This window comes from Streptomyces atratus (assembly GCF_900119365.1).
GTDB lineage: Bacteria > Actinomycetota > Actinomycetes > Streptomycetales > Streptomycetaceae > Streptomyces > Streptomyces atratus_B.
The window spans coordinates 59654-73268 of record NZ_FPJO01000023.1; the positions used below are offsets into that span (position 1 = coordinate 59654).

Here is a 13615-nt window from a genome sequence, read left to right on the forward strand (position 1 = left end):
CAAGGGCCGCGACAGCCGTAGCAACGGCACAGGGGTCGCGACAGCCGTGACAACGGCACAGGGGCCGCAGCACCGGTCGACGGTGCGGCGGCCCCTGTGTACGGGCGGAAAGCGATCAGTGCGTCAGCAGCACATCAGTGCATCAGCGCACGTCGCCCATGAGCCGGCTGACCTTCTTGCGGTACATCCAGATCGAGAACGCCGCCACGATCGCGAGCGCCGCCTCCAGACCCACCATCCCGGTCTTGTTCAGGTCGACACCGGCCAGCGACAGCAGGCTGGTGGTGCAGTCGCCCGCGGTGACCGCGAGGAACCAGACACCCATCATCTGGCTGCCGTACTTCGCGGGCGCCATCTTCGTGGTGACCGACAGGCCGACCGGGGAGAGGCAGAGCTCACCGACGGTCTGCAGGAAGTAGATCGACACCAGCCACATCGGGCTGACCTTGTCGCCGTCCGTCGCCATGGTCAGCGGCAGCATGAAGACGAGGAAGGAGGTACCGACCAGGAAGAGACCCGAGCCGAACTTGACGACCGTGCTCGGCTCCTTGCCGCGCCGGTTCAGCGCCAGCCATATCCAGGCGACGACCGGGGCCAGCGCCATGATGATGACCGGGTTGACCGACTGGTACCAGGAGGTCGGGAAGTGCAGGCCGAGCAGGCTGTTGGTGGTGGAGGACTCACCGAAGAGCGACAGCGTCGAGCCGCCCTGGTCGTAGATCATCCAGAACACGGCCGCGGCGACGAAGAACCAGATGTAGCCGGACATCTTCGACTGCTCGGCCTTCGAGAGGTCCCGGTCCCGCTTGATCCGCACCAGCACCGCGACCGGGATGAGCAGACCGGCGACGGTGATCGGGACGAGCGCCCAGTTCAGCGTGTAGACGTCGGTGGCGACGAGGACGCCGTAGAAGACGACGGCCACTATCAGCCACAGCAGGCCCTTGCGCAGGGTCGTACGGCGCTCCTCGGCCGAAAGAGGCTTCGGGACGACGCTGCTGCGCGCGCTGAGGTGGCGCGTACCGATGAGGAACTGGGCCAGGCCCAGCGCCATGCCGGCCGCGGCGATGGCGAAGCCGAGGTGCCAGTTCACCTTCTCGCCGACCGTGCCGATGATCAGCGGCGCGGCGAAGGCACCGAGGTTGATGCCCATGTAGAAGACGGTGAAGCCACCGTCGCGACGCGGGTCGTCCGGGCCGTTGTAGAGGTGGCCGACCATCGTGGAGATGTTGGCCTTCAGCAGCCCGGATCCGAGCGCGACCAGCGCCAGACCGGCGAAGAAGGTGCCGGAGCCCGGCAGCGCGAGCGTCAGGTGGCCCAGCATGATGACCGCGGCCGAGATGGTGACCGTCTTGCGCGGCCCCCAGACCCGGTCGCCGAACCAGCCGCCGGGCATGGCGAGCAGGTACACCATCGCCATGTAGATGGAGTAGATCGCGGTGGCCGTGGCCGCGTTCATGTGCAGGCCGGAATTGGAGACCAGGTACAGCGGAAGCAGGGCCCGCATGCCGTAGAAGCTGAAGCGCTCCCACATCTCGGTCATGAAGAGAGTGGCCAGGCCGCGGGGGTGGCCGAAGAAGGTCTTCGCGGATCCAGGTGTACTGGCCGGGTCCTTCGTCAGGCTGGACGCCATGGTCGATCCTTGTGTGCTCGGGACGCGACGCCTTGTGAGCGTGGTGCGCCCGGTGGGGGGAGGCCGGCACCGGCACGGGCGCGCCCCACCCCTCACGCCCGGGAGAGGATTCGTCCCGCTCGCCGGACTCACCAAGGAGCCGGCTGAAGGGGACGGGGACCGACCGTGCCGGGATCCACGCCCGGTGCGCATCCTCGCGCTCCGGGCCCGGCCACAGGTCATTCACTGATTCCGCGACTGGCGGGTACCAGTCGGCCAACAAAAGGGACCCTTGGCGCTAAAAGCTGCCCAAGGGTCCTTGAGTAGTGCAACAGGCGTCGAGACACCATACGCCACGACAGAGCCGGATATGAATGGACTTGAGAGATGGATCACAGGTTCTGATGGAGCCGCGCTCCCATATTCAAAGGTATTCACTCGCTTATTCCACAGACCCGCAGGGCTCTTGGAGCACCTCACGGCATCCGCTCCGCGCGGACTACCATCACTCCATGACCCGTGTACTGCTCGCCGAGGACGATGCATCCATCTCGGAGCCGCTGGCCCGCGCCCTGCGTCGGGAGGGTTACGAGGTCGAGGTCCGCGAAGACGGTCCGACCGCACTCGACGCCGGTCTCCAGGGCGGAATCGACCTGGTCGTGCTCGACCTGGGTCTGCCCGGGATGGACGGCCTCGAAGTTGCCCGCAGGCTCCGTGCCGAGGGTCACACCGTGCCGATCCTGGTGCTGACCGCCCGCGCCGACGAGGTGGACACCGTCGTCGGTCTCGACGCGGGTGCCGACGACTACGTCACCAAGCCCTTCCGCCTCGCCGAGCTGCTCGCCCGGGTCCGCGCCCTGCTGCGCCGCGGCGCCACCGAGCCCGCGCCGCAGCCCGCGACGCACGGCGTCCGGATCGACGTCGAGTCGCACCGTGCCTGGATGGGCGAGGAGGAACTCCAGCTCACCGCCAAGGAGTTCGACCTGCTGCGGGTCCTGGTCCGCGACGCCGGCCGGGTCGTCACCCGCGACCAGCTGATGCGCGAGGTCTGGGACACCACCTGGTGGTCGTCGACGAAGACCCTCGACATGCACATCTCCTGGCTCCGCAAGAAGCTCGGTGACGACGCCGCCAACCCCCGCTACATCGCGACCGTACGGGGCGTCGGCTTCCGCTTCGAGAAGAGCTGACGCTCGTTCCGAGGGGGGCCGACCTTCCGAGAAGAGCTGAGAACGAGCATCCATGCGCCGCAGACTGATCAACTCCACGCTCGCCGTGGTGCTCGTGGTGATCGCCGTCTTCGGCGTCTCCCTGGTCATCGTCGAGACCCGCACCATCAGCAACAGCGCCCAGGAGAGCATCGACTCCGAGGCGCTGCGGCTGATCAGCGTCGTCGAGAGCCGGCTGCTGGAGGACGAGCGGATCAGCTCGGCGCTGCTCTCCCAGCAGATCACCAGCAAGCGCTACGCCCTGATCAAGATCCCCGGCCGGCCCCCGCTCGAAGTCGGCAAGCGCCCCACCGGGAGTGTGATCAGCAGCACCGCCGAGGGGGAGCACGGCGAGCAGGTCACCGTCGAGGAGTCCCGCTCCGCGGTCACCCGCGAGGTCGGCCGCACCCTGATGATCATCGGCGCGGTGGCGCTGCTGGCCATCGTCTCCGCCGTACTGCTGGCCGTACGCCAGGCCAACAAGCTGACCTCGCCGCTGACCGACCTGGCCGAGACCGCCGAACGCCTGGGTTCCGGCGACCCGCGCCCGCGCCACAAGCGGTACGGGGTGCCGGAGCTGGACCGGGTCGCCGACGTGCTGGACGCCTCCGCCGAACGGATCGCCCGGATGCTGACCGCGGAACGCCGGCTGGCCGCCGACGCCTCCCACCAGCTCCGTACGCCGCTCACCGCGCTCTCCATGCGCATCGAGGAGATCTCGGTCACCGACGACCCGGACACGGTGAAGGAGGAGGCGAACATCGCCCTCACCCAGGTCGAGCGGCTCACCGACGTGGTGGAGCGGCTGCTGACCAACGCCCGTGATCCGCGTACCGGCTCCGCCGTCGTCTTCGACCTCGACGAGGTCGTCAAGCAGCAGGTCGAGGAGTGGCGTCCCGCCTACCGGAGCGCGGGCCGCGCCATCGTCCGCTCCGGCAAGCAGGGGCTGCGGGCCGTCGGCACGCCGGGCGCGGTCGCCCAGGTGCTGGCCGCGCTGATCGAGAACTCTCTGATGCACGGCGGCGGTACGGTCGCGCTGCGCACCCGGGTCACCGGCAACCAGGTGGTCATCGAGGTCACGGACGAGGGCCCCGGGGTTCCGTCCGATCTGGGCGCCCGGATCTTCGAGCGGACGATCAGCGGCCGCAATTCCACCGGCATCGGACTCGCGGTGGCCAGGGACCTCGCGGAGGCGGACGGCGGCCGCCTCGAACTGCTCCAGCAGCAGCCCGCCGTCTTCGCCCTGTTCCTCAGCCGGGTGGCCCTGAAGAGGAAGGAACCGGAACGCCCGGTGCGGTGAGCGGCGAGCGGCGGAGGACGTCCGCTACCGCCGTACGGAATCCGCGCCGACCCGCGGCACCGGCTCCGTACGCCCCTGCTTCAGAAACCTCTCGGCCCCACCGGCCACGGGCTGCTCGGCGGCCGGCGCGGGCTTCTCGACGGGCAGCGCCTTGAACACCCACGTCCGGTAGGACCAGAAGCGGAACAGGGTCGCGATGCCGATCCCGAGGATCTTGAAGACATTGCTCTGGACCGGGCTGTCCCAGCCGAAGCCGTACGTCGCCACGTACAGCACATTGGTCTCGATGACCGCGCCCACCGCGGTGAACAGCAGGAACAGCGTCAGCTCGCGGGTCCGTCCGCTCTTGTCGCGGTCCCGGTACGTCCAGTAGCGGAAGCCCAGGTAGTTGCCGAGGGCGGCGACGACGGTGGCCAGCAGACCGGCCCGCACCGTCGGGATGTCCGTGTAGCGCCAGAGCAGGTTGGACACCGCGAGGTTGACCACCAGGCCGACCGCGCCGACCGCGCCGAACTTGGCGACTTCCCGGGCCAGCAGCTCCAGCCGCGCCCGCAGTGCGCCCCGTTCGCTCATGGTGATCGCTCAGCCCGTCTGTCGGTTACGTCAACCCGGTCATGCTAACCAGCCCGTCCACGCGTCGCCCGTGGATGTGGTGAGTGGTGTGGCGGTGCTGTGACACGAGCGCCTGAGCGGGCAGCCGGAGGGCGTCGTCGGGAGCTCCCCGGGGCGGCGGATACCCTGGAGGAGTGACGTTCCCGGTAGTCGGCATGGTCGGTGGCGGTCAGCTCGCCCGAATGACCCACGAGGCGGGCATCCCCCTCGGCATCAAGTTCAAGCTCCTCAGCGACACCCCCCAGGACTCGGCGGCCCAGGTGGTGAGCGAAGTCGTCGTCGGCGACTATCGCGACCTGGACACGCTGCGTGCCTTCGCGCGCGGCTGTGACGTGATCACCTTCGATCACGAGCACGTACCGACCGAGCACCTGCGGGCCCTGGAGGCGGACGGCATCCCCGTGCGCCCGGGACCCGACGCGCTGGTGCACGCCCAGGACAAGGGGGTGATGCGCGCGAAGCTCACCGAGATCGGCGCGCCCTGCCCCCGCCACCGCATCGTGGAGGACCCGGCCGATGTCGCCGCCTTCGCCGAGGAGACCGGGGGCTTTCCCGTCGTCCTCAAGACGGTCCGCGGCGGCTACGACGGCAAGGGCGTCTGGGTGGTCCGCTCCGAGGCGGACGCGGCGGAGCCCTTCCGGGCCGGCGTCGCGGTCCTGGCCGAGGAGAAGGTCGACTTCGTACGGGAGCTGGCGGCCAACATCGTCCGCTCGCCGCACGGCCAGGCCGTCGCCTACCCGGTCGTCGAGTCGATCCAGGTCGACGGGGTCTGCGACACGGTGATCGCCCCGGCCCCCGAGCTGGGCGAGCGGCTCGCCGGCGAGGCCCAGCAGCTGGCCCTGCGCATCGCCTCCGAGCTCGGTGTCGTCGGCCACCTCGCGGTCGAACTCTTCGAGACCCGTGACGGGCGCGTCCTCGTCAACGAGCTGGCCATGCGCCCGCACAACTCCGGCCACTGGACGCAGGACGGCGCGATCACCTCGCAGTTCGCCAACCACGTCCGCGCCGTGCTCGACCTGCCGCTCGGCGACCCGCGCCCGCGCGCCACCTGGACGGTCATGTCCAACGTCCTCGGCGGCGACTTCCCGGACATGTACCAGGCGTACCTGCACTGCATGGCCCGCGACCCCCAGCTCAAGATCCACATGTACGGCAAGGACGTGAAGCCCGGCCGCAAGGTCGGACACGTCAACACCTACGGCGACGACCTGGCGGACGTGCGGGAGCGCGCCCGGCACGCGGCCGACTACCTGCGAGGAACGATCACCGAATGACTTCCCCCGGCACCGCCGCGCCGCTCGTCGGCATCGTCATGGGCTCGGACTCCGACTGGCCCGTCATGGAAGCGGCGGCCAAGGCCCTCGACGAGTTCGAGGTCCCGTACGAGATCGACGTCGTCTCCGCCCACCGCATGCCGCGCGAGATGATCGCGTACGGCGAGCACGCGGCGGACCGCGGCCTCAAGGCGATCATCGCGGGCGCGGGTGGCGCAGCCCACCTGCCCGGCATGCTCGCCTCCGTCACCCCGCTGCCCGTCATCGGTGTGCCGGTCCCGCTGAAGTACCTCGACGGCATGGACAGCCTGCTCTCCATCGTGCAGATGCCCGCCGGTGTGCCGGTCGCGACCGTCTCGGTCGGCGGCGCGCGCAACGCGGGCCTGCTCGCCGCCCGCATCCTCGCCGCCCACGACGGCGAACTGCTGGCCCGGATGCGGGAGTTCCAGCAGGAGCTGAACGACCAGGCGACGGAGAAGGGCAAGCGGCTCCGCAGCAAGGTCCAGGGCGCCGACTCCTTCGGCTTCGGGAAGTAGGCGACGGTGGCGCAGCTGGAGCGTGCGAGGGAACTCCTCGCCGAGTACCCCGTCGTCGACGGGCACAACGACCTGCCGTGGGCGCTGCGCGAACAGGTCGGCTACGACCTCGACGCCCGCGACATCGCCACCGACCAGTCCGGCCATCTGCACACCGACATCCCCCGGCTGCGCGCGGGCGGCGTCGGCGCCCAGTTCTGGTCCGTCTACGTACGGACCGACATGGCGGGCGACGAAGCCGTCAGCGCCACCCTGGAACAGATCGACGTGGTCGCCGAGCTGATCGGCCGCTACCCCGCCGACCTGCGGCGCGCGCTGACCGCCGACGACATGGAGGCGGCCCGCGCCGAGGGCCGTATCGCCTCCCTGATGGGCGCCGAGGGCGGCCACTCCATCAACAACTCGCTGGGCACCCTGCGCGCCCTGCACACCCTGGGCGTCCGCTACATGACGCTCACGCACAACGACAACATCGCCTGGGCGGACTCGGCGACCGACGAGCCCGGCGTCGGCGGCCTCTCGCCGTTCGGCCACGAGGTCGTACGGGAGATGAACCGCACCGGCATGCTGGTCGACCTCTCCCACGTGGCGGCCACCACGATGCGCGACGCGCTCGACACCTCCACGGCGCCGGTCATCTTCTCGCACTCCTCGTCGCGGGCGATCTGCGACCATCCGCGCAACATCCCCGACGACGTCCTCGGCCGGCTCCCCGCCAACGGCGGCATCGCCATGGCGACCTTCGTACCGAAGTTCGTCCTGCCGGAGGCGGTCGCCTGGACCCGGGCCGCGGACGAGAACCTGCGCGCGCACGGTCTGCACCACCTCGACACCACCGCGCAGGCCATGAAGATCCACGCCTCCTTCGAGGCGGCCAACCCGCGCCCGATGGCCACCGTGGCGACCATCGCCGACCACCTCGACCACATGCGCGAGGTCGCGGGCATCGACCACATCGGCATCGGCGGCGACTACGACGGAACGGCCTTTCTCCCTCAGGGCCTCCAGGACGTCGCCGGTTACCCGAACCTGATCGCGGAGCTGCTCGGCCGCGGCTGGTCCACCGCCGATCTCGCCAAGCTCACCTGGCAGAACGCCGTACGGGTGCTGCGCGACGCCGAGGCCGTCGCGCGCGAGCTGCGCACCCGCCGCGGCCCGTCGCACGCCACGATCGAGCAGCTGGACGGCCGGACCGGCTGACCCGGTCCCGTCACGTCATGTGTGGGGGCGCCCTCCGGGGCGCCCCCACACGTCGTCCACTACCCCGCGCAGAGGCAGAACGGGTGCCCCGCCGGGTCCGCGTACACCCGGAAGCTCCGCTCCCGGTCCTCCGCCTCCAGCACGGTCGCGCCCAGCGCGAGCGCCTCCTTCTCCGCCGCGTCCAGATCCGCCACGGTCAGATCCAGGTGGACCTGCTGCGATGCGTCCGCGCTCGGCCACCGCGGCGGTACGTAACCGGGTGCGGCCTGGAACGCGAGGAGCGTGCCCCCGACTCCGGTCAGCTCCACCCAGTCCTCCCCGCCGGGCACGATCTCTCCGCCGAGCAGCCCCGCGTAGAAACCGGCGAGCGCGGCCGGGTCGGGGCAGTCCAGAACGACCGATCCCAGGGTGGCGACAGCCATGACAATTCCTCCTCGGGCAGATGGATGCACTGGGGTTACCTGTAAACGCCTTCAACAGGTAACCGTTACTGCATGCTGCCGCAAAGGAAGTAACGTCGCAACCATGAGGTCGCAATCGTGAGGTCGCAGTCATGAGTGAGAAGGAACCCGCGCCCGGCGCACTCGCCCTGATCGAGGCGCTGGTCAACACGCTGGACGTCGAGACGGGCGCGGACACTCTCGGCACGGCGGACGGACGCGCCGCCTTCGGCCTCACCGAACCCGAGGTCCCGGACGCGCGCGAACTGCGCGAGGCGCTCCGTACCGCCTGCCTCGCCCACGCCGGCCACCGCTCGCCGGACGACGCCGCGGCCACGCTCGACCGGCTCCTCGCCGAGGCGCCCCTGCGCGTCACCGTGGACGCGGCGGGCGCCGCCGCACTGCGCCCCGTCACCGAACCGGCCGGGCTGACCGCACGCGTGGCGTCGGCCATCGCCACCGCGGCGGCCGAGGGCACCTGGGCCCGGCTCAAGGCCTGCGAGGCGGAGGACTGCCGCTGGGCCTACTACGACCGCAGCCCGGCGGGGCGCCGCCGCTGGTGCTCCATGTCGGTGTGCGGCGCCCGCGCCAAAATGCGCACCTACCGCGCGAAGCGCGGCTGAGGGCTGAGGGTCTTCTTCCCGGCTCAGGCCGTCGGACGGCCCATCGCCCGGTACGTCCAGCCGGCCCCGCGCCACAGCTCGCTGTCGAGCGCGTTGCGGCCGTCCAGGATGATCCGGCGGTACGCGGCCTCGCCGAGCGCCGCCGGGTCCAGTTCGCGGAACTCGCGCCACTCCGTCAGATGCAGCACCACATCGGCACCGCGCACCGCGTCCAGCGCCGTGTCCGCGTAACCGAGGGTCGGGAAGAGCCGCCGGGCGTTGTCCATGCCCTTGGGGTCGAAGACCGTGACCTGGCCGCCCTGCAGATGGATCTGCCCGGCCACGTTCAGCGCCGGCGAGTCCCGTACGTCGTCCGAGTCCGGCTTGAACGTCGCGCCCAGCACCGCCACCCGCTTGCCGAGGAAGGAATCGCCGCCCACGGCCTCCCGGGCCAGTTCCACCATGTGGCCGCGGCGCCGCATGTTGATCGAGTCGACCTCGCGCAGGAAGGTCAGCGCCTGGTCCGCGCCCAGCTCACCGGCGCGCGCCATGAAGGCCCGGATGTCCTTCGGCAGGCAGCCGCCGCCGAAGCCGATGCCGGCCCGCAGGAACTTTGAGCCGATCCGCTCGTCGTGCCCGATCGCCTCGGCCAGCTTCTTCACATCGCCGTCGGCGGCCTCGCAGACCTCCGCCATGGCGTTGATGAACGAGATCTTCGTGGCCAGGAAGGAGTTGGCCGCGGTCTTCACCAGCTCGGCGGTCGGGAAGTCCGTCACCACGAACGGCGACCCCTCGGCGACCGGCACCGTGTACACCTCGCGCAGCAGCTTCTCGGCCCGCTCGCTCGCCACCCCGACGACGATCCGGTCCGGGTGCAGGGTGTCGTTCACGGCGAAGCCCTCGCGCAGGAACTCCGGGTTCCAGGCAAGCTCCGCGTCGGCGCCCACCGGTGCCAGCTCCGCCAGCCGCGCCGCGAGCCGGGCCGCCGAGCCCACCGGCACGGTCGACTTCCCGACGACCAGCGCGGGACGGGTCAGGTGGGGCGCCAGCGACTCGAACGCGGCGTCCACGTAACTCATGTCGCAGGCGTACTCACCATGCTTCTGCGGAGTGTTCACACAGACGAAGTGCACATCGCCGAAGGCCGCCACCTCCTCCGGAGAGGTGGTGAACCGCAGCCGTCCCGTGGACCCCTCGATGCCCTCGACGTGCTTGCTCAGCAGCTCCTCCAGGCCCGGTTCGTACATCGGGACCCGGCCGGCACTCAGCATCTCGACCTTCTCGGGCACGACATCGAGGCCGAGCACCTCGAAGCCCAGTTCCGCCATGGCCGCGGCGTGGGTGGCGCCGAGGTAGCCGGTGCCGATCACAGTGATCCTGAGGGCCATGAAGTGCTCCTGTGAGATGCGGACAGACGTGCGGTGAACGAGCATAGTCGTGCCCCCGAAGACCTGGTTTTCCGCCCGTCCGCACAGCTTGCCCACCCCTTCCCCGCCCCCTTTCCCCCCTTTTCGCCCACCCCTGTCGTGAAGCTCACGCGGGCATTGCGTAGGCCATCTCGGGAGCCGCGCTCTAAAATTGGGTTACTTAACGGTAGTTAGCGTCTTGGGGAGTGAGCGTCTTGGCGGGTTCGACCGATTTCGACCTGTACCGTCCGGCCGAGGAGCACGAGATGCTCCGGGAGACGGTGCGTGCGCTCGCCGAGGCGAAGATCGCCCCGCACGCGGCGGCGGTCGACGAGGAGGCGCGCTTCCCGCAGGAGGCGCTGGACGCCCTGACCGCGGCGGACCTGCACGCGGTGCACGTACCCGAGGAGTACGGCGGCGCGGGCGCCGACGCCCTCGCCACGGTCATCGTGATCGAGGAGGTGGCCCGTGTCTGCGCCTCCTCCTCCCTCATCCCCGCCGTGAACAAGCTCGGCTCCCTCCCGGTGATCCTCTCCGGCTCCGAGGACCTGAAGAAGAAGTACCTGGGCCCGCTGGCCAAGGGCGACGGCATGTTCTCGTACTGCCTCTCCGAGCCCGACGCGGGTTCCGACGCGGCAGGTATGAAGACCCGGGCCGTGCGCGACGGCGACTTCTGGGTGCTCAACGGCGTGAAGCGCTGGATCACCAACGCGGGCGTCTCCGAGTACTACACGGTCATGGCCGTCACCGACCCGACCAAGCGCTCCAAGGGCATCTCGGCCTTCGTCGTCGAGAAGTCGGACGAGGGCGTCTCCTTCGGCGCCCCGGAGAAGAAGCTCGGCATCAAGGGCTCCCCGACCCGCGAGGTCTACTTCGACAACGTCCGCATCCCCGCCGACCGCATGATCGGCGAGGAGGGCACCGGCTTCGCCACCGCGATGAAGACCCTGGACCACACCCGCATCACCATCGCGGCCCAGGCCCTCGGCATCGCCCAGGGCGCCCTCGACTACGCCAAGGGCTACGTCCAGGAGCGCAAGCAGTTCGGCAAGCCGATCGCCGACTTCCAGGGCATCCAGTTCATGCTCGCCGACATGGCCATGAAGCTGGAGGCGGCCCGCCAGCTCACCTACTCGGCCGCCGCCAAGTCCGAGCGTCTCGACGGCGACCTCACCTTCTTCGGCGCCGCGGCCAAGTGCTTCGCCTCCGACGTCGCCATGGAGATCACCACGGACGCGGTCCAGCTGCTCGGCGGCTACGGCTACACACGGGACTACCCGGTGGAGCGGATGATGCGCGACGCGAAGATCACCCAGATCTACGAGGGCACGAACCAGGTCCAGCGCATCGTGATGGCGAGGAACCTGCCGTAGCGGTTGTTGCTTCGGTGTCCGGCCCCCGACACACGCGTCGGGGGCCGGTCGTTTGTCCGGGCGGGGAGGCAGGAGCTGGATCACTCCCCGGCGAAGACCTCCTCGACGGAGGCGGCGGTGGCGGCGCGGTTGAGCCACACGTGCAGGAGCTGGGGGTCATTGCAGTTGTCGATCTTCTCGCGGATCTCGTCGGTGATGGTGATACCGCGTGCTTCGAGGACCAGCCGCAGGCTTTCTGCACGGCCTTGTGTACGGCCTTGTGCTCGGCCTTGGGCTCGGCCTTCGTCCCGGATTTCCTCCGACATGAAGGACTTGTAGAAAGAGAGGTCCACGGCCACCAGGTTCCTCCACTGTTGTGCGGCCGGGCGGTTGCCCAGGCCCTGTGCGGTGAGTTCGACGATGGGGTCGGCGATTGCTTCCGGCGTGTCCCGCAGCGCGGCGGACAGGGTTTTCAGTATGGCACCGACGTCCGGATTGTCGGCGTGTGTGATGGCGGCCAGGGTGGCGAGCGCGAGGTCTTTGCGGGCTTCGGCCACGTCCGTGATCACCGGCATGTTGTGCGGTCCCGCGACGAGGGGGTTCAGGGCGAGGGTCTGCCATTGACGGATGCCGATGGCGATGGGTCGCGCGGCCCATTCGGCGGTTGCGCGGTCCTGGCAGACGACCAGTAACAGGACGGGCAGCCCGTACCTGTTGTGGAGATAGCTGACGTAGTACGGCCAGCTGGCGGTCTTGCGCGGGTCCTTCTTTGCCTGGGCCTCGATGGCGAGGACGAAGGGCCCGTCGTGCTCTGTTTCGATGCGCAGGAGGGTGTCCACCCGGCGTTCGACGGGACGGGCTTCGGTGAGGTCGGTGGGCAGCGCGGTGGCCGAGGTGGGTGGTGGGATGTCGACCCCGAGCACTTCGGAGACGCGGGAGAAGAGGTCGGGGTACTGCTGGAAGATGCGGTGCATTGCTTCGTGGGGCGAGCTGACCATGCAGATCCGTTCGGGTTGTGGTGATGTTCCGGTCAGGCGGCTGTGTGGAGGCCTGTCCGGCAGTCGCGGCAGTGGCCGGGGTGGCGGGAGCGGAAGGCGCGGTCGCAGCGGTCGCAGTTCTGGAGCGGGATGACGATGACGCCGGGGCGTGCGCGTGCGACGACGTCCTGGGCTCCCGGCAGCGGTGGTGGCAGGAGCGCCGTGATCCGGTGGCGCAGCAGCTTGGCGGGGTGTTTCAGGGGGTTCGGGAGGTCGGTGGTGAGGGCGTGGCGGATGGTGTCGGGGTGGGCGTCGCGTTCGAGCCAGGTGGCGACGCCGGGGGCGAGGGTGCGGATGTCGCTCTCGGAGAGGACCAGTCGAGGTGCGTGGCGGCGCAGGTCGGCGAGGAGTGCGGTGGCCGCGCGCTGAAGCTCCGGCGTGAGCTCCTGCGGTTGGGGGAGTGGCGGAGGCGGCGTCGTGCGCGCGGTGGGGGCCGGTACGAGGGCGGGGGCGGGCTGTGGCGTGGGTGCCGGGGGTGGTGCGGGGGTCGGAGCCGGATGCGGTTCGGGAGTGGTTGCGCGTGGTGGCGGGGCGGTCTGTGGGGTCGGCTTGCTGGGGGCCGTCCGGGGCCGGGGAACTGCGACGGGGTGGGTGACCGCGCCGGGCTGGTTGTACGAGACGGTGCGGGTGACGATGCGGCCGTCGGCGAGGCGTACGCGGCTGCGGTGGAGGTAGCCGTGGGCTTCGAGTTCGCGCAGGGCGGCGGCGATGCGGGTCTCGCTCTCGGGGAAGCGTTCGGCGAGGCGCTTGATGCCGATCCTGGCTCCGGCGGGGAGCGACTGGATGTGCGCGGCGAGCCCGATCGCGGCGAGGGAGAGTCCACGGTGCTGGGTGAGGTGGTTGCCGATGACGGTGAAGCCTGCGGCGTGCCGGAAGTTGATGTGGATGACACCGGGTGACGGTGTGATGTCTCCGGGTACGGGGGGCGGGGCGCACGGGGGCGCGGTAATCTGCGGGGTATCCATCGGGAAGCCTCTACTTCCTCGGTGGTCAGGCCCCCGGTTGAGACTGTGAATCTCGGTCGGGGGCCGTCGCA

The 13615-nt window shown here is 69.9% G+C and carries 13 protein-coding genes; 7 read left to right on the forward strand and 6 right to left on the reverse strand.

What is annotated here, in order from left to right; all coding sequences use genetic code 11:
- Positions 1 to 142: 142 nt before the first annotated feature.
- Complete coding sequence (locus BT364_RS29725) at positions 143 to 1633, reverse strand: oligopeptide:H+ symporter (protein ID WP_072488329.1); 1491 nt, start codon at positions 1631 to 1633, stop codon at positions 143 to 145.
- Positions 1634 to 2124: 491 nt separating this feature from the next.
- Here BT364_RS29725 and BT364_RS29730 point away from each other — a divergent pair, with 491 nt between their 5' ends.
- Positions 2125 to 2802 (forward strand): response regulator transcription factor, encoded by a 678-nt coding sequence (locus tag BT364_RS29730; protein ID WP_072488330.1) that lies wholly within the window; start codon positions 2125 to 2127, stop codon positions 2800 to 2802.
- 52 nt (positions 2803 to 2854) lie between these two features.
- A complete protein-coding gene (locus BT364_RS29735; protein ID WP_072488331.1) occupies positions 2855 to 4120 on the forward strand; it encodes an ATP-binding protein in 1266 nt (421 codons plus the stop codon).
- Between the two features lie 24 nt (positions 4121 to 4144).
- Here BT364_RS29735 and BT364_RS29740 read toward each other — a convergent pair whose 3' ends face one another.
- A complete protein-coding gene (locus BT364_RS29740) occupies positions 4145 to 4693 on the reverse strand; it encodes a GtrA family protein (RefSeq protein WP_072488332.1) in 549 nt (182 codons plus the stop codon).
- Between the two features lie 173 nt (positions 4694 to 4866).
- On the opposite strand from BT364_RS29740, the gene BT364_RS29745 reads away from it, so the two are divergent.
- From BT364_RS29745 to BT364_RS29755, 3 genes are read left to right on the forward strand one after another with little or no spacing between them, the layout of a single operon-like run.
- Positions 4867 to 6006, forward strand: a complete 1140-nt coding sequence (locus BT364_RS29745) for a 5-(carboxyamino)imidazole ribonucleotide synthase (RefSeq protein WP_218172461.1) — start codon at positions 4867 to 4869, stop codon at positions 6004 to 6006.
- Positions 6003 to 6542, forward strand: a complete 540-nt coding sequence (gene purE, locus BT364_RS29750) for a 5-(carboxyamino)imidazole ribonucleotide mutase (protein WP_072488334.1) — start codon at positions 6003 to 6005, stop codon at positions 6540 to 6542. Before BT364_RS29745 ends, purE begins: the two co-directional genes overlap by 4 nt.
- Before the next feature lie 6 nt (positions 6543 to 6548).
- Positions 6549 to 7742, forward strand: a complete 1194-nt coding sequence (locus BT364_RS29755; RefSeq protein ID WP_072488335.1) for a dipeptidase — start codon at positions 6549 to 6551, stop codon at positions 7740 to 7742.
- 59 nt (positions 7743 to 7801) lie between these two features.
- Here BT364_RS29755 and BT364_RS29760 read toward each other — a convergent pair whose 3' ends face one another.
- Positions 7802 to 8164 carry a VOC family protein gene (locus BT364_RS29760; RefSeq protein ID WP_072488336.1) on the reverse strand — a complete coding sequence of 121 codons (363 nt, stop codon included), beginning with the start codon at positions 8162 to 8164 and terminating at the stop codon, positions 7802 to 7804.
- Between the two features lie 131 nt (positions 8165 to 8295).
- Here BT364_RS29760 and BT364_RS29765 point away from each other — a divergent pair, with 131 nt between their 5' ends.
- Positions 8296 to 8805 carry a CGNR zinc finger domain-containing protein gene (locus BT364_RS29765; protein ID WP_072488337.1) on the forward strand — a complete coding sequence of 170 codons (510 nt, stop codon included), beginning with the start codon at positions 8296 to 8298 and terminating at the stop codon, positions 8803 to 8805.
- A 23-nt stretch (positions 8806 to 8828) separates the two neighbouring features.
- Here BT364_RS29765 and BT364_RS29770 read toward each other — a convergent pair whose 3' ends face one another.
- Entirely contained in the window at positions 8829 to 10172 is a 1344-nt protein-coding gene (locus BT364_RS29770) for a UDP-glucose dehydrogenase family protein (RefSeq protein WP_072488338.1), read from the reverse strand.
- Between the two features lie 233 nt (positions 10173 to 10405).
- On the opposite strand from BT364_RS29770, the gene BT364_RS29775 reads away from it, so the two are divergent.
- Positions 10406 to 11563, forward strand: a complete 1158-nt coding sequence (locus tag BT364_RS29775; protein ID WP_072488339.1) for an acyl-CoA dehydrogenase — start codon at positions 10406 to 10408, stop codon at positions 11561 to 11563.
- A gap of 80 nt (positions 11564 to 11643) precedes the next feature.
- Here the strand turns inward: BT364_RS29775 and BT364_RS29780 are convergent, their stop codons facing one another.
- Together BT364_RS29780 and BT364_RS29785 are read right to left on the reverse strand one after the other, a co-directional pair.
- Positions 11644 to 12540 (reverse strand): RpnC/YadD family protein, encoded by an 897-nt coding sequence (locus BT364_RS29780; RefSeq protein WP_072488340.1) that lies wholly within the window; start codon positions 12538 to 12540, stop codon positions 11644 to 11646.
- A gap of 32 nt (positions 12541 to 12572) precedes the next feature.
- A complete protein-coding gene (locus BT364_RS29785; RefSeq protein ID WP_072488341.1) occupies positions 12573 to 13544 on the reverse strand; it encodes a helix-turn-helix domain-containing protein in 972 nt (323 codons plus the stop codon).
- Between the last annotated feature and the right edge of the window lie 71 nt (positions 13545 to 13615).

Coding starts and splice junctions, on each gene's coding strand:
- BT364_RS29725 (WP_072488329.1), bottom strand. CDS start 1,633: ATGGCGTCCAGCCTGACGAAGGACCCGGCCAGTACACCTGGATCCGCG.
- BT364_RS29730 (WP_072488330.1), top strand. CDS start 2,125: ATGACCCGTGTACTGCTCGCCGAGGACGATGCATCCATCTCGGAGCCG.
- BT364_RS29735 (WP_072488331.1), top strand. CDS start 2,855: ATGCGCCGCAGACTGATCAACTCCACGCTCGCCGTGGTGCTCGTGGTG.
- BT364_RS29740 (WP_072488332.1), bottom strand. CDS start 4,693: ATGAGCGAACGGGGCGCACTGCGGGCGCGGCTGGAGCTGCTGGCCCGG.
- purE (WP_072488334.1), top strand. CDS start 6,003: ATGACTTCCCCCGGCACCGCCGCGCCGCTCGTCGGCATCGTCATGGGC.
- BT364_RS29760 (WP_072488336.1), bottom strand. CDS start 8,164: ATGGCTGTCGCCACCCTGGGATCGGTCGTTCTGGACTGCCCCGACCCG.
- BT364_RS29765 (WP_072488337.1), top strand. CDS start 8,296: ATGAGTGAGAAGGAACCCGCGCCCGGCGCACTCGCCCTGATCGAGGCG.
- BT364_RS29770 (WP_072488338.1), bottom strand. CDS start 10,172: ATGGCCCTCAGGATCACTGTGATCGGCACCGGCTACCTCGGCGCCACC.
- BT364_RS29780 (WP_072488340.1), bottom strand. CDS start 12,540: ATGGTCAGCTCGCCCCACGAAGCAATGCACCGCATCTTCCAGCAGTAC.
- BT364_RS29785 (WP_072488341.1), bottom strand. CDS start 13,544: ATGGATACCCCGCAGATTACCGCGCCCCCGTGCGCCCCGCCCCCCGTA.